Below are 24,972 nucleotides of genomic sequence, written 5' to 3'. Positions count from 1 at the left end.
AGCGAAAGAAACCGACCAATCTGCTGGGTAAATTCGGTGCTGTTTAGACGAATTATTTGATCTGCTTCACACGGACGACCTGTCGGACAAAGCTGTCCGAGAACTCGGCAAAGCAACAGTAAAATACACCTCTGGCTCCCGGCGAGTTCGCCGAGAGCCAGAGGTGTATTTAATTCAATCTAGTGTGCAGCGTCGAAAGCGTCGATGATTTCCGCTTTGATACGCCCACGCGGAGCAACTTCGTAACCGTTCTTACCTGCCCAGTCACGGATGGCCTGGAGCGTCTCCTTGGAGCGTCCGGAACCTGATGTGGCCTGCGGAGATGCAGCCTGAGCCTTCTTGCCGCGCTTCCCGCTCACCTTCGCAGCAGCCTCGACGAACGGCTTCACCGCAGCGTCGAACTTCTCTGCATTGGTGGCGCGCAGATCGATCACGTAATCCGTTCCCTGGTAAGAGAACTCAATTCGATCACCGAATCCATCGTCAATCGGCTTACCATCAAGGTCGTCGATGAGTTGCCGAATCAGCTTCTCAGCCATTGCACTCCTCTTTCAATGATCGATTCAATTCTCCTTCACAATACACAGATAGAGCGTTGATGAACAAAAGAAGTTCGAAAGCCTTCACCGTTTCCGAACAGACTCAATGGTCCGAATTAGCAGCGGGTTAGCGGCATTGCCTCGACCGAACACGACCCTGAAAATTCTGCACATTCATCCCTCGGATGCCGGGTGTCAATCAATGCCCGCCGTCATCGTGATCCAGACTAATCGGACTTCCATGCACATTGACCTGAGGCTTTCCTGAGACCCGTCGAACTTGCAGGTCGGGTCGGCGAAACGCATCGAGAATTACATTGCACACAGTCGAGCAAATTCGTGAAAAATAGCCCTGACGTGCCATTTCCGATGCGCTGCGGGTATTGACGATTCACGGTCTTCGCAAACGATTAGTGAGCATCGCCACGCATGGTCTGACGGGCGCAGAAGTAGTTCACGTACTACCGCGTCCGAAACCATCCACTCGAATCAGAACTTGCAAATCCCTCCAGTTCGAGCAGAGGAAGAGTGGCACGAACCTGAGCTATGAGCAATCCCGATTCCTCGGACAACTCACGCGTACTGCGAGACCCCGTTCCCGGCAATGCTTCGTATACCAATCGAGAATTGCCTCGCAATGCGTCGATGTCACGCGTCGCGGCCGCATCCTCCGCGGAATCCCCGACACCAAATGGGCCTGACGCTTCGACTACATCCACGGCATTGGAAACGAGTTGCGCTTCACCTTCTCGGATCATCCGGTGGCATCCGGTCGACGATGCCGAGGTAACCGGTCCGGGCACCGCCATCACGGGACGGCCTAACTTCCGAGCCCAATTGGCGGTATTGCGTGCACCACTGCGCCAACCCGCCTCGACCACCACTACTCCGTCCGACAACGCAGCTACCAGTCGATTCCTTGCCAGAAACCGGAACTTTGCAGGTGTTGTGCCCGGTGGATATTCACTTATCACTGCACCCGAACTCGCTATCTGTTTGAGTAGTCGCGCATGCCCTGACGGATACGCTCGATCGACCCCACAGGCCAAGACAGCCAGTGTGGTTCCACCTACGCCCAATGCAGCGCGGTGCGCGGCCCCGTCGATACCGAAGGCCGCCCCGGAAATCACGGTCCACCCGTCGACAGCCAGGTCACCGGCAATCTCTGCCGTCACGTGTTCGCCGTACGCAGTAGATGCCCGCGTGCCCACAATTCCAACCGATCTCTCGGTCAGATCAACCAAATCCCCGGACCCCAACACCCACAACACAAATGGTGCCGTCTCACCCCCGGAGGGATCGAGTCCGTCAAAGGAAAGCATTCGCCACGCCGGCCAATCGGCGCAGTTCGGTGTTACGAGTCTGCCACCCATCGCCTCCATCAGGTCGAGGTCTCGTTGGGCTGTGTCGATGTGAGCGCGGGCTCGCGTCTTCTCCTCGATCGCGGGTGGCAGATCGCCGTTGCGAACCGCCCTCGCAGTTTCTTCGACCCCGAGCTCGTCGATCAACATGGACATATACGCGCTGGGCCCTTGCACGACGCGGGACAGATATGCCCAGGCAAGTAGTCGTGGGTCGTGTGCAGTCATTGGAATCCCCTGTCGCGGAAGTCGAGTGCGGTGACAACTTGATCTGGTCCGGGCATCGCCTCACCTGCCAGATCGGCGACACTCCAGGCAACCCGCAACGCTCGGTCCGCCCCTCGAGCTGTGATCACCCCTTTACGTAGCGCCCGTTCCACCGGCGCCAGCGCCGCACGCGAGAGTCTGAACTTCTGTCTCAACGCCGGCCCTGGTACCTCCGCGTTGGTCCGCCACCCGTACTCACTCCACCGCTGGGCCGCAGTGTCTCGAGCTGCCGCCACGCGCGCACGAACATCGCTGGTGCTTTCCCCCACTTCGTCGATCAGCGCTCCGGTTGCAACCGCCTGCATCCGGACTCTAATGTCGACCCGGTCCAACAACGGGCCGGACAATTTACCCAGGTATCGGCGACGTGCCGCGGGCGCACAGACGCAATCCGCGTCTCGGGGCGGCGCGCACGGGCACGGATTCGCGGCCAGGATGAGCTGGAATCGCGCCGGATAACGCGCCACTCCGTCCCGCCGGGCGATTCGCACTTCCCCGTCTTCGAGTGGCGTGCGTAGCGCTTCGAGCACCTTCACCCCGATCTCGGCACATTCGTCGAGAAACAGCACGCCGCGATGGGCGCGGCTGACCGCACCAGGACGAGCCATCCCACTACCACCACCCACCAGCGAACTGACCGACGAACTGTGATGCGGCGCAATGAAAGGCGGCATATCGATCAACGGCCGATCCTCCGGCAACACCCCCGCCACCGAATGAATCGCCGTCACCTCCAACGACTCCCCCTCCGTCAACGGTGGAAGAATCCCCGGAAGCCTCTGCGCCAACATCGTTTTCCCGATCCCCGGCGGACCCGTCAACATCAAATGATGCGCACCCGCCGCAGCAACCTCTATCGCCCACCGAGCATCCGTCTGCCCGACAACCTCACTCAGATCCCGCGCCGTCACCACATCAGCGCGCTCGAAGACATCGGGAACAGCCAGCGCCAACTCACCACGCAACCACCCGATCACCGCAGACAAATCATCGGCACCCAGCACCTCGATCCCCTTGACCAGGCCCGCCTCTGCCAACGCCCGAGCTGGAACCACCACAGTCCCCCATCCCGCCCGCTTCGCCGCAAGCACCGCAGGCAACACACCGCGCACCGTCCGCAAACGACCGTCGAGTGCCAACTCCCCCAAAAACACAGTCTCCCGCAACAACTTCCGCGGCAACTTCTTCGCCGCATCGAGAACAGACAACGACAACGCCAAATCGTAAACACTGCCCACCTTCGGCAACGTCGCCGGCGACAACGCCAAAATCACCTTGCTGTCCGGCCACTCCTCACCAGAATTGGTCACCGCGGCCCGAATCCGATCACGCGACTCGTGCAACGCCGTATCAGGCAGCCCCACCAAATGCACCGCAGGCAACCCGCGCCCGATATCCGCCTCGATCTCCACGATCTGCCCGTCCACACCACTGACCGCAACAGAATGCGCCCGCCCCAACGCCATCAGAACGCATCCACAAAATGCTCGACCGAAGGCACACCGTCGCGACCGATCAACACAGCCACCACATCAAAACGCACCCTCGACCACGACCGACCCGAATCAGTGAGCCACTGCATCGCCAACACCCGAATCCGACGCTGCTTCGCGAACGTCACCGACTCCGCCGGACTCCCGTACCCGACACCCGACCGAGTCTTCACCTCCACGAACACAATTCGATCACCGGACGTCGCAATCACATCCAACTCGCCGTACCGACAACGCCAATTGCGTTCGACAATCTCCAAACCCGCATCGATCAGGAACTCGACAGCCACATCCTCGCCCCGAGCCCCCAACGCCATATTCCTCGCCATCGCAGCCCCCACCACTCACACGACCGCGCGCCCGCCCCATACGAAGCGCGTCCCAACCACCACCCTCGACCCACCACCACAAAACCAAGCCATCCGAAAACAACCTGTTCACAACTCGGAACCTGTGGAATTCGGCAGCGCGACACACCAACGGCGACCCGAAACCTGACAATTTTCTGAAATCAGCCACATCTTGGACGAAAGTCCAGTAGAACTAGTTACAGTTTTGCTCAAACCGTCACGCACCCCGCTGAATGGAGTTCTACATGGCCCGCCGCTCACTTCGCCACGCAGTAGCAACCACTACATCCCTCGTTCTCATCGCCGCCGGCGTCACTGTTGGACTTGGAGCCTCGGTGGCGCAAGCAGCACCGGCATGCGCGCTCAACCAGTCGGTCACCGACAGTTGGGCCGGTTCCCTCGGGACGCCGTACACCGTCAGCAAGGAGGTTGTCGGCGACGGCAAGGTCGCCCCGGGACAGACGGTCACCTACCTGACAAAGGTTTCCGGTTCGGGAGCACTCGTCAATCAGATCCGCGATTTCCACCCGGCAGGATTCCAGCTGGTCAAGGCTCGCCTGAACGTCAAATGGCTTATCGGCGACCAGAAGTGGGACGACGTCACCAAGACCGTCGTCGTCGGCAACAACTCCGTGGTGGCAAAGGGCGGCGGATGGACCACTGCTGGTGGCGGCATCATCGCATTGGAGACCACCTACAAGGTTCCCGATAACGCAGTTGTCGGCTCTCAGCTCGACAGCGGCGCCGGCACCAACATTGTGCTGGCGGCGGGCGACTGGGACATCAATCCGATGGGCGTGTGTGTCACCATCCGGCAGCCGAACCCCGTCGAGGCCGGCGCCGGAAGCCTCGAAGACATGGGCTTCGGCTCGCTCAACTCCGGATCGGGCCAGGTATTCGGCTCCCTGACCGACCCGCAGGGGTCGATGACCAATGTCATCAGCGGCGTCCTGGGCAATGTGCTCGGCAACATGAGCTGACTCAGTTCAGATTAGTAAATGGGCCGAGCCAACAGCACATGCTGGCAACTCGGCCCATTTCTACGTTGCCGAACAAAGCTTTGCCGTCAACCGAGTTCAAGAAATCATCAGCAAATCACCGCGTCAGCTTTCCGCCGTACCGGGCCGGCGTCGTACCGAAGGTTTCCCGAAATGCGGCGATGAACCCGCTACTGGTTCGGTAACCCACCTGCGGGGCAACGTCGTTGACACCCTCACCCCGCGCGAGCATCTCGAGCGACGCATACATTCGGGCGCGAGTCCTCCACTGTCCGAAGGTAATCCCGGTATCGGCGACAAAGGCACGCATCAAAGTCTTGGAACTGACCCCGAGTTCACCCGCCCACTCCCCTAATGTTCGCGAGTCTGCCGGATCGGCAAGGATGCGGGCAGAAACCGAACTCGCCGCAGCATTGCGAGGAACCGCGAGGACGTCGTGCCGTTCGGGCGCGGCAGCAAGAATGTCGTAGAGCAACTCCTGACTCATCAACCGCCGAGCATCGTCGATGGTCCGATCTGCGAGATGGCGCAGCAATTGAGCGGATAAAGCATCGACTTCGAGAACAAGTGGCTGAGTCCACCTGGGCCCGCCAGGGCGTAGATCCGGACGCGCATAGGCCGCGATCATGCATCCCGCCGACAGAAGCGTCATGTCGTGGAGAACGGTGCCCGGCAACCAGACCAAGTGCTCGCTGTGCAGGTGCCACACGTTGCCCCCGGCAGCAATCTGCATCGTCCCTTCACTCATCCAGGCGATCTGATGCTCCGGGTGGCGGTGAGCCCCGTACGCGGTCACGCCCTCGACGACGTTGGTGTAGACCTGAAAATCTTTGAATGTCCGTCCGCGACTATCGGGCAGCGCTAGCAAGGACTTTGGGCGAGTCGAGTACTCGATAGTGGACATTTTGCGTCTTTCTGGGCGTATCCGAGTCCATCCTGAAGGATGGACCGACGATCCTGCAAAGGTTAGCCTCACTTTATTGCTGACGCGACCAGCTCAGCACTTCACGCGGACCTCAGATCACTTCGCCCACGACTTCGAAGGAGCATGCACGTGCCCTCACATAGCACCCGAATCCTCGCCGCCTTATTCACGACGGCCGCGATCATCGGGTTCTCGACCGCCTGTGGAACCTCGCAAGGCTTCGACACCGCATCAGCGACCCAGAGCAACGACGCATTCCCCGTGACGATCGAGCACGCACAGGGTTCGACGACAATCGATGCCGAACCGCAGCGGGTAGTGACACTCGGATACACCGATCACGAACCACTGCTCGCCTTGGGAGTCGAACCCGTAGGCATGGCCGAATGGTGGGGGTCCGGCATGGATGAAAGCTGGCCGTGGACGAAGAATTACTGGAAGGGGAAAACTCCGACCTACATCAACAGCGGCGGAGACTTCAACTTCGAGCAAATCGCCTCCCTCGCACCAGATCTGATCCTCGCGCTGTACGCCGACATCGACACGGAAACCTACAAGAAGCTGACCTCGATTGCGCCGACTGTCGCGCAGAGCAAGGACTACGACGCGTACACAACGCCGTGGACCGACATGACGCTCACCGCCGGGCGCGCCCTCGGCAAAGGACCACAAGCTCAGCAACTGATCACGGATACCGAAAACGCGTTTGCCGCCGCCCGCGCTGCACACCCGGAGTTTGCCGGGCAAACCGCAACGATCGTCAACCTCGACACTCCCGAGGGCTACGTGTTCTCGTCGCACGATCCACGCGGCATTTTCCTCTCGTCACTCGGGTTCACCCTCCCCGCGACCGTCGACGCATTCGTCGGCGACCAGTTCGGCGACTGGATGCCGAACGAGCGATACGACATCCTCGAACCCGTTGATCGTTTGATCGTGATGGCCGACCCGGAGGGAGAGAAGGCCCTCGCCGGCAACACGCTCTACCAGCGACTACCCGCCGTGAAGAGCGGAAATGCGATGGTCGTGCGGTACACCGCAGATCCACCCGTCGGCGCGGCGATGTCCGGCAATACCGTCCTGAGCATTCCGTATGCCATCGACCAACTGACAGCCACGTTGTCGAAGTAAACTACAGGGCAGGTATCGAAAATATGTTCGAAGAGTGTTAGCCTCGGGGTCAGGAAGCACTCACGGACATCGAGGATCACCATGGACGAGGTACCGGACACCGCGTTAGATCTGGCTCGACTGGTCGACGAGCTGACGGTTCTCGACCAGCGACGCGTCGACATCGGCGAGAGTTTGGTTCATCTCGAGTACCTCTACTCCCAGATGGGCGCACGGCAACAAGCAGATGCTGCCCGAAAAGCCTTCCAGGAGAAGTACGTCGGACGAATCTACGAACTCGCAGACGGCCTGCGAACCTGAAAAGGGGTTGCACACAACCACTGACCGAGCGCATGGTCATTCCTGCACGACACACCGGACCGATCGGTTCGGCTGTGAACTATGTGGGAGAAATCTGATGGAGAAGATCACCAAGAGGCTGTGGAACTGGGCATCGATACTCGACGAGAACACTCGCGAGCAAGCGCTGCGTACGTCCCAGATGCCTTTTGTCCGTCCACATCTGGCGCTTATGCCGGATGCGCACCTCGGTGCGGGAGCGACGGTGGGTTCGGTCATTCCGACGGAAGGCGCAATCATGCCCGCCGCCGTCGGAGTCGATATCGGCTGCGGAATGATCGCGGTCAAAACCCAGTTCAGCGCACGCGACCTTCAAGGCCGCGACCTGACCGTACTTCGCCACAGCATCGAACGCTCCGTCCCGCTCTCGGCAGGTGTCTACAACAAGACGCTGAGCGACACGGCGAAAATCCGCATCGCAGAACTCGAGGCGATGGCGGGCGATCGCCTGTCCTTCTACGACAAGTTCAAGAACGACTGGAGGTTTCAGCTCGGAACGCTGGGCTCTGGTAACCACTTCATCGAGGTGACGCTCGACGAGAGCGACGGCGTCTGGCTGTTCCTGCACTCGGGAAGCCGCGGTATCGGAAACAAGCTCGCGCAGCATCACATCAAGATCGCCAAGGACTTGTGCGAGCGGTGGTACATCAACCTTCCCGATCCGGATCTTGCCTACCTGGTCGAGAAGACGCCCGAATTCGACTCGTACATCACCGATCTCAACTGGGCTCAGCACTTCGCTCTGCTCAACCGCGAAGAGATGATGGACCGCGTCGTGAAGGACTTCGCGCACTTCATGGGAGACGGCAAACCCGCGATCATCGACGAAGTCGAGCGGATCAACTGCCACCACAACTTCACCCAGAAGGAGTTCCACATGGGCAGGGGTGTGTGGCTGAGCCGTAAGGGTGCGATCAAGGCAGACGAGGGCACGCCCGGGCTCATCCCCGGTTCGATGGGGACGGCGAGTTACGTCGTCGTCGGGAAGGGAAACGTACCGTCGTTCAAGTCCAGCCCCCACGGCGCGGGTCGGGTGTACGGACGTAACCAGGCACGCAAGACCTTCACCATCGAAGATCTCGACAAGGCAATGGTCGGCATCGAATACAAGCGTTCCGCGGCGTTCCTCGACGAGATCCCGGGTGCGTACAAGGACATCGACGTCGTGATGGACGACGCGAAGGACTTGGTCGAGATTCGACACACGCTGCGTCAGATTGTGAACGTCAAGGGCAACTGACCCCGCACAACTCCGCGAAATACGAAGTGCCCCGCCGATATCGGCGGGGCACTTCGTTGTCGAGATCAGTCCGGCAAGCGCAGATCAGTCAGGAAGGCGCAGATCCGGCTTGTCCAGCTCTTCGATGTTGACGTCCTTGAAGGTCACGACGCGTACGTATTTCACGAATCGCGCCGGGCGGTACATGTCCCACACCCAGGCGTCGGACATCCGCAGCTCGAAGTAGATCTCCCCGTCTGAATTGTGGGGCAGCAACTCGACCGTGTTGGCCAGGTAGAAACGTCGTTCGGTCTCCACGACGTAGGAGAACTGTCCGACGATGTCCCGGTATTCACGGTAGAGCGACAGCTCCATCTCGGTTTCGTACTTCTCGAGATCCTCGGCACTCATCGGTTTAGCCAGTCCTCCCAGTTCGTCTGAACGTCCATCATCCCGTACGGCCCGCGCGTTGTTCCAACCGGACTCCCGCAGCCACCACGTTGGCATAGGTCATGCGGTGCTCAGGGCACGGCCCCAGCTCGTCGAGTGCGTCCATGTGCAGTGGCGTGCTGTATCCCTTGTGAATCGCGAAGCCGTATCCCGGATGAGTGTCGTCCATCTCGGTCATCACACGATCTCGGGTCACCTTCGCGAGAACGCTCGCCGCGGCGATGCATGCAGCGGCGCCGTCACCGCCGATGACCGGTAGCGACGGAGCCGTCAGACCCGGAACCCGGAATCCGTCGGTGAGAACGTAGCCCGGTTCGAGGTCGAGGCCCGCAACTGCTCGTCGCATCCCCTCGATGTTGGCGACGTGGATGCCGATCTGATCGACTTCCGCAGCGGGAACAGAGATGACACTCCACGCCAAAGCCAAGCGCTTGATCGCCGGGAAAAGCTCCTCGCGCGCACGTTCGGTCAGCTTCTTCGAATCGTCGAGCCGCGCGAGGGCTGCTTGCGGTTTCGGCGCCAGGACACACGCTGCAATGACAAGTGGACCAGCGCACGCTCCGCGCCCGGCCTCGTCGACGCCGGCCACCGGACCGAGTCCGGTTCGCGCCAACGCAGACTCCATCGTCCGCAGACCTGCCGATCTGCGAATGACAACGCGAGGGGGCCAACTACTCACTGTCTCTGCCTACTCGGAACTACGCGAATCCATGTGTGCGGTCCGACAACTCAGTTGCCCTGAATATCAGGCGCATCGATGCCGCCCATTCGCGACGGGGGAAGAACGATGAAACGAGCTTGACCGATGATGTTGTCGATCGGGACGGTTCCCTGGAACTCGTCGTCGACGTGGTAGCGCGAGTCGGCGGAATTGCTGCGGTTGTCACCCATGACCCACACGTGGCCCTCGGGAACGGTGATCGGTCCGAAGCAGCGGCCCGACTTCAATTCGGTGTCACACGTTTGCGTTCCCGGAGTGAACGGGAAATCCATCTTGATGTACGGCTCGTCGAGCGGCTTGCCGTCGACCAGGACTCGGCCCTGCTCGTCGCAGCATTCGACGGTCTGGCCGCCGGTAGCGATCACTCGCTTGACCAAGTCGTTCTCGTCCGGCGGAACGAGGCCGACCCACGAACCGACCTCTTGAATGCCGCGGACGACAACGTTGTCGGACCGATTGGACACATATTTCGTGTTCCACGAATCGGGTCCCTTGAAGACGACGACGTCGCCGGGTTCCGGATCGCCGAAGCGGTATCCGATCTTCTCCACCACGATGCGGTCACCGGTACATCCCGCACAGCCGTGCAGTGTCGGTTCCATCGACTCGGATGGGATGAGAAAAACTCTGAAGACAAATGCCTGAAGGACGATGCTGAGTACCAGCGCTACGCCGATCAGAACAGGGAGTTCTCGCAGAAACGATCGCTGTTTCTTCTGCGGCCGATGTGAGGTCGGTTCCGCGGAACCGCTTGATCCCTCGTGATTCTCGGGTCCGGACGACAATGCCTGCTCCTTCGAAGAATCTGCCACAGAAACCAGATTAGCCCGACACCGCGCGTACGCGGTGCCGGGCTCATCGGAAAGATCAGCGCTTTTCCTTGATCTTCGCCTTCTTGCCACGAAGCTCACGGAGGTAGTACAGCTTGGCGCGACGGACGTCACCGCGGGTCAGAACCTCGATGGAGGCCAGCGTGGGGCTGTGAACCGGGAAGGTGCGCTCGACGCCGACGCCGAAGGAGACCTTACGGACGGTGAAGGTCTCGCGAACGCCGCCGCCCTGGCGACGAATAACGACGCCCTTGAAGACCTGCACGCGCTCCTTGGAGCCTTCGATAACCTTGACGTTCACGTTGAGCGTGTCGCCGGGACGGAACTCGGGGATGTCGTCGCGGAGCGACTTTTTGTCCAGGAAGTCCAGGGTGTTCATATGTCATCCTTGTATTTCGCAGGAGCAGAGGAACCGAGCGGCACGCGTTTCGGTCTCCCGAAACGGCGCTCGTCTGGTTCGTGCCCAGATCAAGTGCTGCTGCCTGGTCCAGGCAACCCGTCCATTGTGCCAGACGCGGATACCAGCGGGGAAATCGGTGGCGGCGGAGCTGCGTGGATGGTGTGGTCCAGTTCCTGCTCGGCCGCGGTCATCGCATGTTCGACGCTCGGCGATCCGGCTATCAGATCCTGGACGTAGATCTTGGCCCGGATGACGGGCCGACGCCATTTCCGTTCGCGTTCGAGCGCGCGGTTCATCCGTTTCGGCTTGCGCGTGTACCGCCAGCGAGCCCACGGTGCACCCGGCCGGCTCAGGCGGACCGCTCCGATTACCAGCAACGGGAAAACGAACAGACCGACGAGCCCCGTCCAGATCTTCCCCTTGAGAATCACGATGGCTGCCAAGGCGAAGTTGATCAACGCGACGAAAACGAAGACCAATTTGATCCACGGATCGCGTTCTTCACGGAATCCGGCGACGTCGAGAAGTTCGAGCGGGCGGAAACCCAGCAGCACCAGGCCGGTCACGGCGATCGCGACGAAGACCGCATCCACCGAGGTCCGACCTTGTTCGGACCAGTACACATCCTTCAGATAGAAGATCAGTGCGAACTCGTCGAGCACCAACGCCGCACCCATACCGAAGATCGCCGCCAGGACGGCACCGGTGGTCTGCGAACCATCGACGTAGACCGCGATCAACGCACCACCGGAGATCATCATGGCGATCACACCGAACACGACGTGATGCACATGCTGGCCTCCGGGCGCGATGTTGCCCGGCCACCATTTCACTTGCGCGCGAATCATCCGGACGCTGAGGCGGATGAAAAGGAAGGCGGACAGGAACCCGAGCAGGAAGAACAGCAACGGCAATCGGCCATGGGCGATGATCTCGCGCTCGAGCCACTCCCGCATCACTGTCCTCCCTTCACCGAATTCATGATCCGACCCTGATCGGATTCATACCCCCAACCGACTCGATTGTGACGATACGGACTTCGAAAACCCGGCGGACGGATTTACTTGCCGAAGCCCGCCTTGCGCAGAGCGTCGGCCATCGACCCGGCAGCAGGCGCGCGGTTGTCCGGTCGCTGCTCGCGTCCGCCCTGGCGTCCGCCATTTCCTCGTTGCTGACCCTGCCCTTGACGCTGGCCCTGCGGCTGGCCCTGCCGCTGAGGTTGCCCACCTCGCTGGCCTTCGGACTTGCGGGGCGCTCCCACCTCGTCGTCGAGACGAAGCGTCAGCCCGATGCGTTGGCGTGCCTCGTCCACTTCGAGGACCTTCACCTTGACGACGTCACCTGACTTGACGACCTCGCGTGGGTCCTTGACGAAGTTGTGTGACATCGCCGAGACGTGAACCAGACCGTCCTGATGAACTCCGATGTCGACGAAGGCACCGAAGGCTGCGACGTTGGTGACCACGCCTTCGAGAGTCATGCCTGGCTTGAGATGCGCGACCTTCTCGATACCTGCGGCAAAGGTTGCGGTCTTGAATTCGGGTCGTGGATCTCGTCCCGGCTTCTCCAACTCGGAGATGATGTCGGTGACGGTCGGTAGACCGAATCGCTCGTCGACGTAGTCGGACGCCTTGACCGATCGAAGTGCCTGCGAGTTTCCGATCACGGTGCGCACGTCCCCGCCTGCACTCGCAACGATCTTGCGAACCACCGGATATGCCTCCGGGTGGACGCTCGACGCGTCGAGAGGGTCGTCGCCGTCGGTGATCCGCAGGAAGCCTGCGCACTGCTCGAATGCCTTGGGTCCCAGGCGGGAGACATCCTTGAGACCCTTGCGGGATTTGAACGGACCGTTCTGGTCCCGATGCGCGACGATGCTCTCTGCAAGGGATCCTGCAATTCCGGACACCCGAGCAAGCAGCGGCACGGACGCGGTGTTGACGTCGACGCCGACCGAGTTGACGGCATCCTCGACGACGGCGTCGAGGGAACGCGAGAGCAGCGATTCGGTGATGTCGTGCTGGTACTGACCGACGCCGATGGACTTGGGATCGATCTTGACCAACTCCGCCAACGGATCCTGCAGGCGACGCGCAATGGACACCGCACCGCGAATCGAGACGTCGAGGTCGGGAAGTTCCTGCGACGCGTAGGCCGAAGCCGAGTACACCGATGCGCCTGCCTCGGAGACGACGATCTTGGTCAGGTTGGGCGCGCCGGTCTTCTTGATCAGTTCGGTAGCGAGCGTGTCGGTCTCGCGTGAGGCCGTGCCGTTGCCGATGGCGATCAGTTCGACGCCGTGTTCGGCGACCAGTCGGGCAAGCGTCGCGAGAGCCGCGTCCCACTTGTTCTGCGGCTGGTGCGGGTAAATCGTCTCGTAGGCAACAACTTTGCCGGTTCCATCGACGACGGCAACCTTCGTTCCGGTGCGGAATCCGGGGTCGAGTCCCATGGTGGGTCGGGCGCCGGCGGGAGCTGCGAGGAGTAGATCCTTGAGGTTGGTGGCGAAGACGTCGACGGCGTCCTTTTCGGCCGACTGCCGCAGACGCATCCGAGTGTCGATACCGAGCGTGACGGCGAACTTCGTCTTCCACGCCCACTTGACGGTGTCGAGAAGCCACCCGTCGGCGGCCCGACCACGGTCGGCGATCTCGAACCGCGACGCGATGCGGCCTTCGTAGACCGTGCGCTCCCCCGGCGCGAGTTCTTCGGTGTCTGCCGCCATGTTGAGCGACAGCACTTCTTCCTTCTCGCCGCGCAGGACGGCGAGGATGCGGTGCGAGGGCAATTTGGAGAACGGTTCCGAGAACTCGAAGTAGTCAGCAAACTTCGAGCCATCGGTTTCCTTGCCCTTGCGGACCGAGGAGACGACCTGGCCGCGATTCCACATCAGCTCACGCAATTCACCGACCAGATCGGCGTCCTCGGCGAAGCGCTCGACGAGGATCGACCGGGCACCGTCGAGCTGCTCGTCCGAATACTTCGCGGGATCGGTGGTGGGATCTCCGATGAGAGCATCGGCGACGGGCTCGTGGCCGGCCTCGCGGGCGATCTGCGCCTTGGTGCGCCGCTTCGGCTTGAAGGGGAGGTAGATGTCCTCCAGCCGCGCTTTCGTCTCGGCCAGCATGATCTGACCGCGCAGTTGATCGTCGAGTTTGCCCTGAGAGTCGATCTCCGTGAGCACGGCGTCACGACGGTCGTCGAGCTCGCGGAGATACCGCAGCCGCTCGTCCAGGAGTCGCAGCTGGGCGTCGTCGAGCGTGCCGGTGACTTCCTTGCGGTACCGGGCGATGAAGGGCACCGTGGCTCCGCCGTCGAGAAGGTCGACTGCTGCTGCAACCTGGCCTTCGCGGACGTCGAGTTCCTCGGCAATGCGCTGGTTCACGGTCTTGAGAATCACGAGATCCGACCCTACCGCTATCCTGAGACAAGAAGATCGGCAACAGTGCCGTGTCAGGGCTACCGGGGGAAACAAATGAGTACGCGGTACGTCCGGATTGCCGCAATGGTGGCCGCAGTTACTTTTGCGGCTTCGTGCAGCGGTGGACAGAACCCGGATGATCCGATGCAGACCCCCGCCTTTCCCGACACCAATGTTCCGGTAGCCGAGACCCTCGACGGCCGTCTGGGACAGGCTCAGGTGGCTGCGCTCGGGCGTGGTGCGGACGTCTCCATCGCCATCCTCGACCGCTCCTCGGACAAGTACCTCGACGTCGCCGGTGACCAGCAGATCGAAACAGCCTCGGTGGCAAAACTTTTCATCGCCGAGGATCTACTTCATCAGGATGCGCGCGGTGAGCGACCCATCACGGACGACGATCGCACCCTCATGGCGGCGATGCTCGAATCCTCCGACGACACCGCAGCCAACCTCCTGTGGGACGAGGTCGGCGGCCAAGAGGTGATCACCCGCGTCGCCGAGCGTTACGCACTGACCGCGACGACGCCGCCCTGGGACGGAATGTGGTGGAACACCGAGACCACGACACGTGACCTGGTCACCTTCTACAGCGGTGTCCTCGACGACTCCGATCAACTCGGACCTGAACGGGTCGAGCAGTTCGTCGAGTACCTGCGGCAATCCACTCCCGAAGGAACCGACGGTTACGACCAGAGATTCGGCCTGCCCGAGGCCTTGTTCGGCGAGCCCGTCATAGGAGTCAAACAGGGCTGGATGTGCTGTGTCGAGGACAAGTGGATCCATCTGTCCACCGGCATCGTCGGTGACGACAACCGATACATCATCGCGATCGGTTCGCGAGAAGACGTCCAGTACACGGATGAGGACAGCTTCTATCCCGACACCTCGTTCACCGATGCCGTCGACGACGAAAGTGCACTGCACGCACGCGACACGGTCACCGGCGTCACGCAGATTCTCTTCCCGAGCGGAAGCATCGACGACTGGGCAGCGGCATCCACGACCGCGGATTCGGCGATGCCCGAAGCTTCCGGGCCCTGATTCGATCCACGCGGTCGTGTTCGTCCTCAAGCCTGCTTGTACTCGAGCACCGAACCGATGACACGGTCCTGTTGTTCGAACGTGAGCATGGGCCACAGCGGCAGTCGAAGGATCGACGCGGAGAACTCGGCACTACGCACGCACGGCTGCGGTGTTCGTCCGTAGCGCACACCGGCCGCACTCGTATCGAGCGGAACGTAGTGGAACGGCGCCACGATTCCGTCACCGGCAAGGTGCCGAATCAAGCCGTCACGGCTCTCTTCGGTCGGCATCTTGAGATAGAACAGGTGCGCAGTGTGCTCGCGATCATCGGGCACCGCCATGGGCACGACACCGTTCGCGGCCGCCCACTCGCCCAGACTCACGCTGTAGGCATCCCAGACGCGATGCCTGGCCGCCTGAATCGCGTCGAACTCGGAGAGTTGTGCGTCGAGGACGGCGGCATTGAGTTCACTGGGCAGATAACTCGACCCGATGTCCTGCCACGAATACTTGTCGACCTGCCCGCGCAGGAAACGCGCACGGTCGGTCCCCTTCTCACGGATGATTTCGGCGCGAGTCATCAACTGATCGTCGGAGAGCAACAGCGCGCCGCCCTCACCGCAGTGAACGTTCTTGGTGTCGTGAAAACTCTGCGTTCCGATTGTTCCGATGGTGCCGAGCGAGCGCCCGCGCCACTTTCCGCCGAGTCCGTGAGCGTTGTCTTCGATCAACGCAACGCCGTGGAGTTCCGCGAGGTCGAGGAGAGGTTCCATGTCCGCGGCGACTCCGCCGTAATGCATGACCAGTACAGCTTTGGTGCGTTCGGTGATCGCCGCCGCGACGCACGCCGGGTCGATGTTGCCGGTACTCGGATCGATGTCGACGAAAACAACAGTGGCCCCGCGCAACGCGACGGCGGTCGCCGCCGAACTGAACGCGAAGCTCGGAACTATTACCTCGTCGCCCGGGCCCAATTCGAGCAGCAGCGCACCCAATTCGAGTGCATGCGTGCACGAGGTGGTCAGCAGAGCATGCGTGGATCCGGTGATCGCCTTGAGCGCTGCAGTCGCGGACTTGGTGAAACGTCCGTCACCGTGAATGTGGTCGGACTCCAGAACCGTTGCCAGATTCGACAATTCGTTCGATGCCCGATAGGGGCGGGAGAAGATGATGCGATCAGTGCTCACGACTACGCCGATCGATCGAGGTTCCGGGCCGCGGGGAGTCGACAGTCAGATACAGCGGCTTTCCGACAAGGACGTGCAGTGCCACACCGAGATATTCGGCAATGAGCCCGAGCGAGAACAGAATCGCACCCGAACAGACCAGCAGCGCCATGATGATCGACGCCCATCCTTCGGGATCATTGTTGTCGCCGGTCATGGCCCCGATGAAGATCACCGCGGCCATGATCACGCCGGCCGACGCCAGGGTGACTCCGAGCAGGCTGACCAGCCGCAGACCGCGTGTTCCGCTACACAACACCATCTTCCAGAACAACGAGAACAAACGGCGGTAGTTGTACCCGGATTCTTCGCGGCCTTCGGCTCGAAGTGTCACCGGCGCCGTGGCCGTGTTACCGACAACCCACGTCAGCGCAACGTCCAGATACACGCCGTTGGCCGCGACGCCGGCCAACTGTCGGCCGATGTCACCGCGGATCAGGCGATAACTTTCGAATCTCGTCGAATCAGGGAACGCGAATACCGTCGCCAAGACGATCTTTGCGCCGCGCGAGGTCAGGTTCCGCAAGAATCCGTGCGGGCGTGTGTTCGTGGGTTTGGAATACACGAGATCGGATCGCTCCGTCAGCGCGGTGTCGAGGAAAGCCCCGATGTGCACCGGGTCGTGCTGGCCGTCCTCGTCCATCGTCACGATCCACTGTCCAGTTGCAGCGGCCATGCCGGCGATGGTCGCCGCGTCCTGGCCGTAGTTGCGGCTGAGCCACACGACACGCACCTGCTCGAAACGGCGCTCCAATTCGAGTAACACGACGTCGGAGCGATCCGGGCCGTTGTCGTGAACCAGCACGATCTCGTCGACGGAGAACTGCGCACCACCGGGCGTCGCACTCGGTGTGCCCAGGCCGTCCAACTCCTCGACGAGCGCCGTGATCGTCTTTTCGCCCTGATAAACGGGCACTACGACGGAAATCGAGTGCACTCGCTTCCACTCCCTTCAGGGGGCTCGACTGGCGCCGAGAGACAGGCACGATCGGGCCCACACCGTCGCGAACTTTAACACGCAGAGATGTCTTGACTTCGGATGCCGGCGGCGCGTGACGCGCTCGCGTCTCCGCACGCCCCACCTGCCCTGTTAAGGTCTGGAACTCGTGGTGGAAACTCGCACTCTCGCCCGGGCAGACGTGTACAAGTGGGGCGCCGTCACGGCGATCGGTGTCATCGCCGGTTATCTGGCCGTGGTGCTCGCGAATGCTCGTCACTTCTACACCGACGACACCGAGTCCCAATACGCGCCGCTGTGGGTCATGCTCGGCCGCAGTCTGCGAGAAGGACACCTCCCGGTGCTCGTCCCCGAGAACTGGATGGCGGGCAACTACGCGATCGAGGAAGCAGGCCTTCTCAATCCACCGCAACTCCTGATCGACCTGATCGCACCGTCCTTCGACAACCTGGCGTTGTACGCGACGATCGTGAAGTTGATCTTCGCGATCATCCTTGCACTCGGCGTCTATCGGATCTGCCTCGAGTACGGCTCGAAGCCCACGTGGGCTGCCGTCGCCGGCGTCTCGATTCCGTTCACCGGTTTCCTGCTGTTCTTCGACTCGGCCAGTTGGATGACTGCCTTCACCGGCACTGCCTGGATGGTTCAGGCGTGGGCGTCGGCAATCCGCTACGCCCGAGGTAAGAGCGGTCCGATCCCGACCTTCGTGTTCTTGTATCTCGCGATGTCGGTCCAATATGTTTTCCCCGCAGTCGAATCCGGCTTGATGATCGGCGCGGTCGCAATCGGCGAAGTTGTCTATCAGCGGCGTTGGCTGCCGTCACTGCGGCTTCTGGCGGTGTCCGCGTGTGCCGCTCTGGCCGGTCTCGCGACGTATCTGCCGAGCCTGCTCACCGCGGACGTCACCTGGCGCGGTGCATCCGAAGTCAAGAACGATGCATTCCTCGCCGTCCCGTGGTCGGAATCGCTGAACGCGAGCCTGCCGAGCACGATGCCCGCGTTCACCTCGTGGTGGGGATACATCCAGACCATGCCCATGGTCTACATCGCCTGGTTCCTCATACCCGCCCTGGCATTCATCGACTGGGGCAAGGCACGCGCCGCGGCACGCGAATTGACCGCCGTCGGGATCTTCACGGTCGCCGTCCTCATGTGGACTGCCGGGCCGAGCACGATCGGCCCACTGCGGTGGCCCGCGCGCGTACTTCCGATGGTGGCCATCGGACTCCTGCTTCTGGTGTGCATCCTGCTCGGGCGTTACGCCACGACCGACAAGTTGCGCGGGCGCTGCGTTGCAGCGGGAATCCTCGTGGGCCTGCTTCTGATTCGGTCAGCCTCGGCAGCTCCCGGGCTCGCGAAATGGCATGTGATCTCGGCCCTGCTCGTTGCCGCACTCGGCGCCGCGATGGTCTGGCTCGGCCGTACCAAGGGCACTGCTTTCGCATGCCTCGTAGCGATCGTCGCGGTCTCCCCCATCGCCTACGCCCAGGTTCGGGCCGCGCAACCCACCCCGATGAGCTGGAACCTGCCCGAATCCCGCTCGGAGATGAAAGAGGCCTTCCCCGACTTCGAAGGCACGACACTGCAACTGGGCGACCGTGCACTCATCGCACCCGGGGACAAAACCCTCGACGGAGCGTACGGTTCCCTGGCTTTCGGCAACTACCCCAAAGACCTCGAACTGACCTACACCAGCGGCTACACCCCCAACGGGCACTTCTACTTCGGTGATCTGCTCTGCATGCGCTGGGACATGAGCGTCTGCCCCGACGCCTTTCGGCGCGCATTCACCGTCGAACCCACCACCGGCAGCACCATCGTCGACCTGATGAACGTGGACCGCGTCGTACTTCAGAACGCTCTCTACCCCGATGCACGCAAGAACCCGGCTCCCGACGGATGGAAATGGGTCGACTACCCCGGACACGAGAACTACATCTCGGTACTCGAACGCGTCGACGGCCCCGTCTCGACACGCAACGGACGCATCGCCGACGCCCACGGCGTCGAGGCTACGTCGATCGCGGAATCGAACATGTCGAGCACCCTTCGTGTCAGTTCGGAGACCGGCGGCAAGGTTGTGTTCGCACGGCTCGGCTGGCCCGGATATCGGGCGAGCATCGACGGTCAGCCTGTCCCGATCGACGTCGTCGCGAAGTCCTTTGTCACCGTAGACGTTCCAGCCGGTACGAAAGACGCGGAACTTGTCCTGACGTGGCGTCCCCCGGGATGGAAGGTCGGCGGCGCTTCGATGGTCGCCGGAGTCCTCGGACTCGGCGTGCTCGAGTGGATGTATCTGCGGAACCGACGCAAGGACGGGATCAACACCGTGAAAACCGAGTCTTCATGACCGAAGACATCGCATCACCCGAGAACCCCGGCCCACTGCTTCGGGTGGTCAAGCATCAGCCCATCGCATTTGCCATTGTCGGAGTGGCTAATACGGCGATCGGATACGTGCTCTTCGTGATGTGGTCGTTGATCCTCGACAACAAGGATCTGTATCAAGTGGCTGTGATCGGCGCGTACTCCATCAGCGTGCTCATCGCTTTCGTTCTGCATCGGACTCTGGTTTTCCGTGTCCGCGGACATGTGGCACGCGACCTGGGAGCGTTCATCGTCGTCAATTCCGGTGGCCTGGTGCTGAATCTGATACTCGGAACAATCGCGGTGTCGATTCTGCATGCCCCGCCGCTTCCCGCCCAGGCGGTTGTCATGTTGATCGTCGCCGGTGTGAGCTTCTTCGGTCATCGATACTTCTCGTTCCGCCGCAAACCTGCCGAACGGCACTGACCTTCTACGATTCGCGGGGTAGCGCTCGATCCACTGCCGCCTCGACGATCGTCCGAATATCTTCCTCTCCGAACAGGTTCGGCAATGTGAGTCGATCCAGTGCGAGCCAGTTCAGCGACAAATAGAGCAGGCGAACGGTCATCGCATCACCCGGCACGCCCGACGCCAGATGATTGGCTACGTTCAGATCGAAGTCTTCTCGGATGCGGACGGTCAGCACCGCTCGCAGGTCCGGTCGACGCGTCGCCTCCAGTCGCAACTCCATGAGCGCGAGGAAACCCGTTCCGAACGAGGTGACGCGCTCGACCACGTCGAGCATGAGCGTCACCAGGCGCTCACGATCGGTGCCGTTGACGGGATCGATCATCCCTTCGAGGTCCTCCGGAATCAGTCGCTCGTAGATCCGGCCACCCGCTTGAGTGAGCAGGTCGTCGCGATTGGAGAAGTAGTTCGACGCTGTCCCGTTCGGCACTGCTGCCTGGGCGTCGACGGCTCGAAACGTCAAGCCTCGAGCACCCTCTCGGGCCAACACCTCGATTGCCGCGTCGATCAGGGCAAGCCGGCGTTCCGGGTTCTTTCGCACTTGACATCACTCCTGACACGACCCTAAGTTAAACCACTACAAACATAGTACTACGAACGGAGCGTTATATGCGAAAGCTTGTGTACTACGTGGGAGCTTCCCTCGACGGATACATCGCGGGGCCTGGTGGCGAATTCGATTTCCTCCCGGTCTCCGAACAGATCACGGCCTGGATATGCGATCGATATCCTGAAACCGTGCCAACGCATGTGCGGCCCGCTCTCGGAATCGAGGACGCTCCCAACAAGACCTTCGACACGGTCGTCATGGGCCGCGGCTCCTACGAGCCCGGGCTGGCCGCCGGAGTGAAAAGCCCCTTCGCGCACCTGCGTCAGTTCGTCGTCTCCACAACCATCCCTGACGCCGAGGATCCCCCCGTCACCATCGTTCGCGCCGATCCGCTTGGGGTAGTCAGATCTCTCAAAGAGGAAGAAGGACAATATATCTGGCTGTGCGGCGGCGGAACTCTCGCCGGCGAACTACTACCAGAGATCGACGAGTTGATCATCAAGAGGTATCCGGTAGTCGCCGGCGCAGGCATACCGATGATCAGAGGTAACTTCGAGCCGACACTGTTCACACCGACTGCAACCGAATCGCTCGACGACGGCGCAAGCATCACCTGGTTGAAGCGAAATACCTAAGGAAGTAGATCCGGTCGACGCTCGGCCGTGCGCTGCAGCGACTGCTCATGGCGCCACGCTTTGATCTTCGCGTGATCACCGGAGAGAAGCACCGGCGGAACTTCGAGGTCGCGCCACACAGCCGGGCGAGTGTAGCTAGGCCCTTCGAGAAGGCCGTCGGAGAATGAATCCTCTTGGTGTGACAGCTGATTGCCGAGAACGCCGGGCATCAGTCGCACGACAGCCTCGACCATCACCAGCACGGCTGCTTCGCCGCCGATCAGGACGTAATCGCCGATGCTGACTTCTTCGACTCTGACCCGCTTGGCGGCGTCGTCGAAAACCCGTTGATCGATACCTTCGTATCGGCCGCAGGCAAACACAAGGTGCTTGGCGTTGGACCAGCGGTGCGCGGTCTCCTGGGTGAACGGAACGCCGGCGGGAGTGGGCACCACCAGAATGGTCTCGGCATCATCGGGGCCGGAAGAATCGGAGCGCCCGATCACGTCGTCCAGTGCCGGGCCCCAGACGGTGGGTTTCATGACCATGCCGGGTCCGCCGCCGTACGGGGAATCGTCGACGGCTTTGTGTACGTCATGGGTCCACGACCGCAGATCGTGGACGTCGACCGAGATCAAGCCGCGTTCGATTGCCTTGCCCAGCAAGGCAGCACGAAGCGGTTCGAGATACTCGGGAAAGATGGTGACTACATCGAGACGCATGACAAGCGATCAGTCGCTGTCGGCGTTCGAATTGTCGCTGTTCGACTTGTCACCGAAGTCCGGGTCGAGCAGTCCCTCGGGGGGCTCGATCACCACGACGCCGTCGGCGATCGACACCGAGGTGACGATGGCTGCGACAAACGGGATCAGCAATTCACCGGACGTCTCACCGGCGCGGCGAATCGATAGCAATTCACCTGCGGCGGAATGCAATACCTCGATGACCGAACCGATCTCGGTGCCGTCCGTGAGGACGACCTTCAGTCCTTCGAGTTCGTGATCGTAGAACTCGTCCGGATCATCCGAAGGCTCGAGTTCGGAACTGTCGATGACAAACAGTGTGCCGCGCAACGCATCTGCGTCGCCACGGTCACTGACGCCTTCCAGGCGCAGCAGAAGCCGCCCGGAATGATCCCGGGCGGCTTCCACTGTGTACGACTTCAGTGTGGACTCGCGCGGCTTGCGCCCACGCAGCACGGAACCTACGGCAAAACGATCCTCGGGCTCGTCTGTACGAACCTCGACTACCAATTCACCTTTGATGCCATGCGACTTCGCGACACGACCGACTACGAGTTCCACCTGTTTACTGCCGTCTACTGATCGGTGTCGACGACATCAACACGGATACCGCGGCCACCGATGCCGGAGACCAAGGTCCGCAGAGCGGTCGCCGTGCGACCACCCCGACCGATGACCTTGCCGAGATCGTCGGGGTGCACGTGCACCTCGACGGTCCGTCCCCGACGTCCGGTGATCAGCTCGACGCGCACATCGTCGGGATTGGCGACGATGCCACGCACGAGATGCTCTACCGCATCAGCGACGACGGCACTCACTTGTCAGCAGCCTCGGCGTCTGCAGCGGGAGCCTCGGCGTCAGCCGCGGTGTCTTCTGCCTTGGCCTCGTCAGCCTTTGCAGCCTTCTTCTTCTTGGGGGTGATTGCTTCTGCAACCGGCTCGTTCTCGGCCTGCGCGAGCGCAGCCTGGAAGAGCTCGAGCTTGGTGGGCTTGGCTTCCTTGACGCGCAGGGTGCCTTCGGTGCCCGGGAGGCCCTTGAACTTCTGCCAGTCACCGGTGATCTTGAGGAGTGCCTCGACGGGCTCGGTGGGCTGTGCGCCCACGGACAGCCAGTACTGAGCGCGCTCGGAATCGATGTCGATCAGCGAGGGCTCTTCCTTGGGGTGGTACTTGCCGATGGTCTCGATCGCACGGCCGTCACGACGGGTGCGCGAGTCGGCGATGACAACGCGGTACTGAGCGTTGCGGATCTTGCCGAGGCGGGTGAGCTTGATTTTGACAGCCACAGCTGCAGTTCTCCTTCAGCGCGCACAACAGTGCTGCGCATGTCACGTGCAATTCAGCGACCCACACGATTTGTGAGCCCGGTTTTGCCTCTATCCTGTGACCGTCGCAGCGGTACGTAACCGGTTGCGACGAACAATGGTCCATTGTGCCAGATGGGTGGGCTCGTTCGGAAACCACCCTGTGCGCGCTTCGAGAGAGCGGGGACTCCCTAACCGCTCACGGGGGTTCCGCGGAGGATCACACGCATCGGCTTCGCGAGCACATCGGGGTTTCCGCGCGGATCTTCGGAATAAACCACCAGGTCGGCGGGCGCTCCTTCTTCGATCCCCTGCGCACCCAACCAACTCCGCGCGTCCCAGCAGCCTGCGCCCAGCGCCTGATGCGCCGTCAAACCGGCAACTTCGAGTTCGGCGATCTCGTCGGCGATCCGCCCGTGCCTGATCGATCCGCCGGCATCCGTTCCGGCATAGATCGGAATCCCGGCCTCGTGAGCGGCACCGATCGTCCGATGTCGACGAGCGTGCAGATCCCGCATGTGCGCCGCGTAGATCGGATACCGCGTGGCGGAGTCCGCGATCTCGGGGAAAGTTGCGATGTTGATCAGCGTCGGAACCAAGGCCGTGCCGTGAGCGACCATCAACTCGATGGTTACGTCCGTCAATCCGGTGCCGTGCTCGATGCAGTCGATGCCGGCGTTGATCAGGCCGGGCAGAGCATCCTCGGCAAAGACGTGAGCGGTGACCCTTGCGCCTTCGGCATGGGCGGCAGCGATGGCCTCGACCAGAATCTCGTCGCTCCACAACGGGGCGAGGTCACCGATGGAACGATCGATCCAGTCCCCGACGAGCTTGACCCAACCGTCACCGGCGCGTGCCTGACGCACCACCTCGGCCGGCAACTGAGATTCGTCGTCCAGGTCGACCGGCAGGCCCGGGATGTACCGCTTCGGTGCTGCGATGTGCTGGCCTGCGCGAATGATCCGCGGCAGATCGAGGCGCTCGTCGATGAACCTGGTGTCGACCGGCGATCCGGCGTCACGAAGCAACAGCACGCCCGCGTCACGTTCGGTCTTCGCCTGCCCCAGCAAGCCGTCGACGGTTTCGCCGCCGCCACCGCCGTAGCGGATACCGACGTGACAGTGCGCATCCACGAGACCCGGTGTGATCCAACCCGATTCGACGATCGTCTCCGCACCGGACACCGGCTCGAAGGAGATCAGCCCGTCGACGATCCACAATTCGATCGGCTCGGCATCGGGCAGACCGATACCCCGCAGATGAAGCGCAGCCACCG

General features: G+C 61.7%; 27 protein-coding genes. 8 read left to right on the top strand and 19 right to left on the bottom strand.

Translation table 11 applies throughout. From position 1 onward, the window contains the following. Positions 1-179 precede the first annotated feature (179 nt). The 4 genes from ACVZUB_RS12390 to ACVZUB_RS12375 form a co-directional block, all read right to left on the bottom strand. Positions 180-539, bottom strand: a complete 360-nt coding sequence (locus ACVZUB_RS12390) for a histone-like nucleoid-structuring protein Lsr2 (RefSeq protein WP_003942721.1) — start codon at positions 537-539, stop codon at positions 180-182. 461 nt (positions 540-1,000) lie between these two features. Then, positions 1,001-2,128, bottom strand: a complete 1,128-nt coding sequence (gene dprA, locus ACVZUB_RS12385) for a DNA-processing protein DprA (protein ID WP_063316579.1) — start codon at positions 2,126-2,128, stop codon at positions 1,001-1,003. After that, positions 2,125-3,633: a YifB family Mg chelatase-like AAA ATPase gene (locus ACVZUB_RS12380; RefSeq protein ID WP_063316580.1), complete on the bottom strand. Its 1,509-nt coding sequence runs from the start codon at positions 3,631-3,633 to the stop codon at positions 2,125-2,127. Before ACVZUB_RS12380 ends, dprA begins: the two co-directional genes overlap by 4 nt. Next, entirely contained in the window at positions 3,633-3,989 is a 357-nt protein-coding gene (locus ACVZUB_RS12375; protein ID WP_063316738.1) for a YraN family protein, read from the bottom strand. The genes ACVZUB_RS12380 and ACVZUB_RS12375 overlap by 1 nt, the downstream gene beginning before the upstream one ends. A 266-nt stretch (positions 3,990-4,255) precedes the next feature. Between ACVZUB_RS12375 and ACVZUB_RS12370 the strand changes: the two genes are divergently transcribed. Then, positions 4,256-4,990, top strand: a complete 735-nt coding sequence (locus ACVZUB_RS12370; RefSeq protein ID WP_030535439.1) for a hypothetical protein — start codon at positions 4,256-4,258, stop codon at positions 4,988-4,990. A gap of 115 nt (positions 4,991-5,105) precedes the next feature. Here ACVZUB_RS12370 and ACVZUB_RS12365 read toward each other — a convergent pair whose 3' ends face one another. Beyond that, positions 5,106-5,912: a helix-turn-helix transcriptional regulator gene (locus tag ACVZUB_RS12365; RefSeq protein WP_007734863.1), complete on the bottom strand. Its 807-nt coding sequence runs from the start codon at positions 5,910-5,912 to the stop codon at positions 5,106-5,108. Between the two features lie 144 nt (positions 5,913-6,056). Here ACVZUB_RS12365 and ACVZUB_RS12360 point away from each other — a divergent pair, with 144 nt between their 5' ends. From ACVZUB_RS12360 to ACVZUB_RS12350, 3 genes are all read left to right on the top strand, one after another. Next, the gene (locus ACVZUB_RS12360; protein ID WP_207623858.1) at positions 6,057-7,064 is read left to right on the top strand and encodes an iron-siderophore ABC transporter substrate-binding protein; all 1,008 of its coding nucleotides are present in this window, start codon (positions 6,057-6,059) and stop codon (positions 7,062-7,064) included. 81 nt (positions 7,065-7,145) lie between these two features. Next, entirely contained in the window at positions 7,146-7,364 is a 219-nt protein-coding gene (locus tag ACVZUB_RS12355) for a hypothetical protein (RefSeq protein WP_003942716.1), read from the top strand. A 97-nt stretch (positions 7,365-7,461) separates the two neighbouring features. Next, positions 7,462-8,643: an RtcB family protein gene (locus tag ACVZUB_RS12350; protein WP_007734861.1), complete on the top strand. Its 1,182-nt coding sequence runs from the start codon at positions 7,462-7,464 to the stop codon at positions 8,641-8,643. Between the two features lie 84 nt (positions 8,644-8,727). Here ACVZUB_RS12350 and ACVZUB_RS12345 read toward each other — a convergent pair whose 3' ends face one another. The 6 genes from ACVZUB_RS12345 to ACVZUB_RS12320 form a co-directional block, all read right to left on the bottom strand. Further along, complete coding sequence (locus tag ACVZUB_RS12345) at positions 8,728-9,033, bottom strand: DUF2469 domain-containing protein (protein ID WP_003942715.1); 306 nt, start codon at positions 9,031-9,033, stop codon at positions 8,728-8,730. A gap of 37 nt (positions 9,034-9,070) precedes the next feature. Next, a complete protein-coding gene (locus ACVZUB_RS12340) occupies positions 9,071-9,751 on the bottom strand; it encodes a ribonuclease HII (protein ID WP_024487346.1) in 681 nt (226 codons plus the stop codon). Between the two features lie 50 nt (positions 9,752-9,801). Then, positions 9,802-10,605 carry a signal peptidase I gene (gene lepB / locus ACVZUB_RS12335; protein WP_172403453.1) on the bottom strand — a complete coding sequence of 268 codons (804 nt, stop codon included), beginning with the start codon at positions 10,603-10,605 and terminating at the stop codon, positions 9,802-9,804. Between the two features lie 55 nt (positions 10,606-10,660). Further along, positions 10,661-11,002: a 50S ribosomal protein L19 gene (gene rplS / locus ACVZUB_RS12330; protein ID WP_003942791.1), complete on the bottom strand. Its 342-nt coding sequence runs from the start codon at positions 11,000-11,002 to the stop codon at positions 10,661-10,663. Positions 11,003-11,091: 89 nt separating this feature from the next. Continuing rightward, entirely contained in the window at positions 11,092-11,979 is an 888-nt protein-coding gene (locus ACVZUB_RS12325) for a hypothetical protein (RefSeq protein WP_003942742.1), read from the bottom strand. A 104-nt stretch (positions 11,980-12,083) separates the two neighbouring features. Then, positions 12,084-14,423, bottom strand: coding sequence for a Tex family protein (locus ACVZUB_RS12320; RefSeq protein WP_047271289.1), 2,340 nt, complete (start codon positions 14,421-14,423; stop codon positions 12,084-12,086). A 75-nt stretch (positions 14,424-14,498) separates the two neighbouring features. On the opposite strand from ACVZUB_RS12320, the gene ACVZUB_RS12315 reads away from it, so the two are divergent. Continuing rightward, positions 14,499-15,485 carry a serine hydrolase gene (locus ACVZUB_RS12315; protein WP_007729299.1) on the top strand — a complete coding sequence of 329 codons (987 nt, stop codon included), beginning with the start codon at positions 14,499-14,501 and terminating at the stop codon, positions 15,483-15,485. 26 nt (positions 15,486-15,511) lie between these two features. Here the strand turns inward: ACVZUB_RS12315 and rffA are convergent, their stop codons facing one another. Together rffA and ACVZUB_RS12305 are read right to left on the bottom strand one after the other, a co-directional pair. Beyond that, positions 15,512-16,654 carry a dTDP-4-amino-4,6-dideoxygalactose transaminase gene (gene rffA, locus ACVZUB_RS12310; protein WP_003942806.1) on the bottom strand — a complete coding sequence of 381 codons (1,143 nt, stop codon included), beginning with the start codon at positions 16,652-16,654 and terminating at the stop codon, positions 15,512-15,514. Further along, the gene (locus ACVZUB_RS12305) at positions 16,644-17,630 is read right to left on the bottom strand and encodes a glycosyltransferase (protein WP_003942691.1); all 987 of its coding nucleotides are present in this window, start codon (positions 17,628-17,630) and stop codon (positions 16,644-16,646) included. The genes rffA and ACVZUB_RS12305 overlap by 11 nt, the downstream gene beginning before the upstream one ends. Positions 17,631-17,802: 172 nt before the next feature. Between ACVZUB_RS12305 and ACVZUB_RS12300 the strand changes: the two genes are divergently transcribed. Both ACVZUB_RS12300 and ACVZUB_RS12295 read left to right on the top strand, forming a co-directional pair. Further along, complete coding sequence (locus ACVZUB_RS12300) at positions 17,803-20,001, top strand: hypothetical protein (RefSeq protein ID WP_063316740.1); 2,199 nt, start codon at positions 17,803-17,805, stop codon at positions 19,999-20,001. Further along, on the top strand, positions 19,998-20,444 hold the full coding sequence (locus tag ACVZUB_RS12295; RefSeq protein WP_063316582.1) for a GtrA family protein: 447 nt from the start codon (positions 19,998-20,000) through the stop codon (positions 20,442-20,444). The genes ACVZUB_RS12300 and ACVZUB_RS12295 overlap by 4 nt, the downstream gene beginning before the upstream one ends. Before the next feature lie 4 nt (positions 20,445-20,448). Here ACVZUB_RS12295 and ACVZUB_RS12290 read toward each other — a convergent pair whose 3' ends face one another. Continuing rightward, positions 20,449-21,027, bottom strand: coding sequence for a TetR/AcrR family transcriptional regulator (locus tag ACVZUB_RS12290; RefSeq protein WP_003942695.1), 579 nt, complete (start codon positions 21,025-21,027; stop codon positions 20,449-20,451). A 68-nt stretch (positions 21,028-21,095) separates the two neighbouring features. On the opposite strand from ACVZUB_RS12290, the gene ACVZUB_RS12285 reads away from it, so the two are divergent. Next, entirely contained in the window at positions 21,096-21,671 is a 576-nt protein-coding gene (locus ACVZUB_RS12285; RefSeq protein ID WP_063316583.1) for a dihydrofolate reductase family protein, read from the top strand. On the opposite strand, the gene trmD is transcribed toward ACVZUB_RS12285, so the two are convergent. From trmD to ACVZUB_RS12260, 5 genes are all read right to left on the bottom strand, one after another. After that, entirely contained in the window at positions 21,668-22,372 is a 705-nt protein-coding gene (gene trmD / locus ACVZUB_RS12280) for a tRNA (guanosine(37)-N1)-methyltransferase TrmD (protein ID WP_003942745.1), read from the bottom strand. The genes ACVZUB_RS12285 and trmD overlap by 4 nt on opposite strands. Before the next feature lie 9 nt (positions 22,373-22,381). Then, positions 22,382-22,954, bottom strand: a complete 573-nt coding sequence (gene rimM, locus ACVZUB_RS12275) for a ribosome maturation factor RimM (RefSeq protein ID WP_050656639.1) — start codon at positions 22,952-22,954, stop codon at positions 22,382-22,384. 14 nt (positions 22,955-22,968) lie between these two features. Then, entirely contained in the window at positions 22,969-23,211 is a 243-nt protein-coding gene (locus ACVZUB_RS12270; protein ID WP_003939023.1) for an RNA-binding protein, read from the bottom strand. Continuing rightward, positions 23,208-23,678 carry a 30S ribosomal protein S16 gene (gene rpsP / locus ACVZUB_RS12265; protein ID WP_003942818.1) on the bottom strand — a complete coding sequence of 157 codons (471 nt, stop codon included), beginning with the start codon at positions 23,676-23,678 and terminating at the stop codon, positions 23,208-23,210. The genes ACVZUB_RS12270 and rpsP overlap by 4 nt, the downstream gene beginning before the upstream one ends. A 209-nt stretch (positions 23,679-23,887) precedes the next feature. Next, entirely contained in the window at positions 23,888-24,970 is a 1,083-nt protein-coding gene (locus tag ACVZUB_RS12260; protein WP_482628443.1) for an amidohydrolase family protein, read from the bottom strand. Between the last annotated feature and the right edge of the window lie 2 nt (positions 24,971-24,972).

This window comes from Rhodococcus sp. OS5 (assembly GCF_056837585.1).
The sequence above is the reverse complement of the archived record's forward strand: the minus strand, read 5'-3'. Positions and strand labels throughout refer to the sequence as shown.

Excerpts from the sequence above, each read along its gene's own strand:
- ACVZUB_RS12390 (WP_003942721.1), bottom strand. The coding sequence starts at position 539 with ATGGCTGAGAAGCTGATTCGGCAACTCATCGACGACCTTGATGGTAAG.
- dprA (WP_063316579.1), bottom strand. The coding sequence starts at position 2,128 with ATGACTGCACACGACCCACGACTACTTGCCTGGGCATATCTGTCCCGC.
- ACVZUB_RS12380 (WP_063316580.1), bottom strand. The coding sequence starts at position 3,633 with ATGGCGTTGGGGCGGGCGCATTCTGTTGCGGTCAGTGGTGTGGACGGG.
- ACVZUB_RS12375 (WP_063316738.1), bottom strand. The coding sequence starts at position 3,989 with ATGGCGAGGAATATGGCGTTGGGGGCTCGGGGCGAGGATGTGGCTGTC.
- ACVZUB_RS12370 (WP_030535439.1), top strand. The coding sequence starts at position 4,256 with ATGGCCCGCCGCTCACTTCGCCACGCAGTAGCAACCACTACATCCCTC.
- ACVZUB_RS12365 (WP_007734863.1), bottom strand. The coding sequence starts at position 5,912 with ATGTCCACTATCGAGTACTCGACTCGCCCAAAGTCCTTGCTAGCGCTG.
- ACVZUB_RS12360 (WP_207623858.1), top strand. The coding sequence starts at position 6,057 with ATGCACGTGCCCTCACATAGCACCCGAATCCTCGCCGCCTTATTCACG.
- ACVZUB_RS12355 (WP_003942716.1), top strand. The coding sequence starts at position 7,146 with ATGGACGAGGTACCGGACACCGCGTTAGATCTGGCTCGACTGGTCGAC.
- ACVZUB_RS12350 (WP_007734861.1), top strand. The coding sequence starts at position 7,462 with ATGGAGAAGATCACCAAGAGGCTGTGGAACTGGGCATCGATACTCGAC.
- ACVZUB_RS12345 (WP_003942715.1), bottom strand. The coding sequence starts at position 9,033 with ATGAGTGCCGAGGATCTCGAGAAGTACGAAACCGAGATGGAGCTGTCG.
- rplS (WP_003942791.1), bottom strand. The coding sequence starts at position 11,002 with ATGAACACCCTGGACTTCCTGGACAAAAAGTCGCTCCGCGACGACATC.
- ACVZUB_RS12325 (WP_003942742.1), bottom strand. The coding sequence starts at position 11,979 with ATGCGGGAGTGGCTCGAGCGCGAGATCATCGCCCATGGCCGATTGCCG.
- ACVZUB_RS12315 (WP_007729299.1), top strand. The coding sequence starts at position 14,499 with ATGAGTACGCGGTACGTCCGGATTGCCGCAATGGTGGCCGCAGTTACT.
- ACVZUB_RS12295 (WP_063316582.1), top strand. The coding sequence starts at position 19,998 with ATGACCGAAGACATCGCATCACCCGAGAACCCCGGCCCACTGCTTCGG.
- ACVZUB_RS12285 (WP_063316583.1), top strand. The coding sequence starts at position 21,096 with ATGCGAAAGCTTGTGTACTACGTGGGAGCTTCCCTCGACGGATACATC.
- trmD (WP_003942745.1), bottom strand. The coding sequence starts at position 22,372 with ATGCGTCTCGATGTAGTCACCATCTTTCCCGAGTATCTCGAACCGCTT.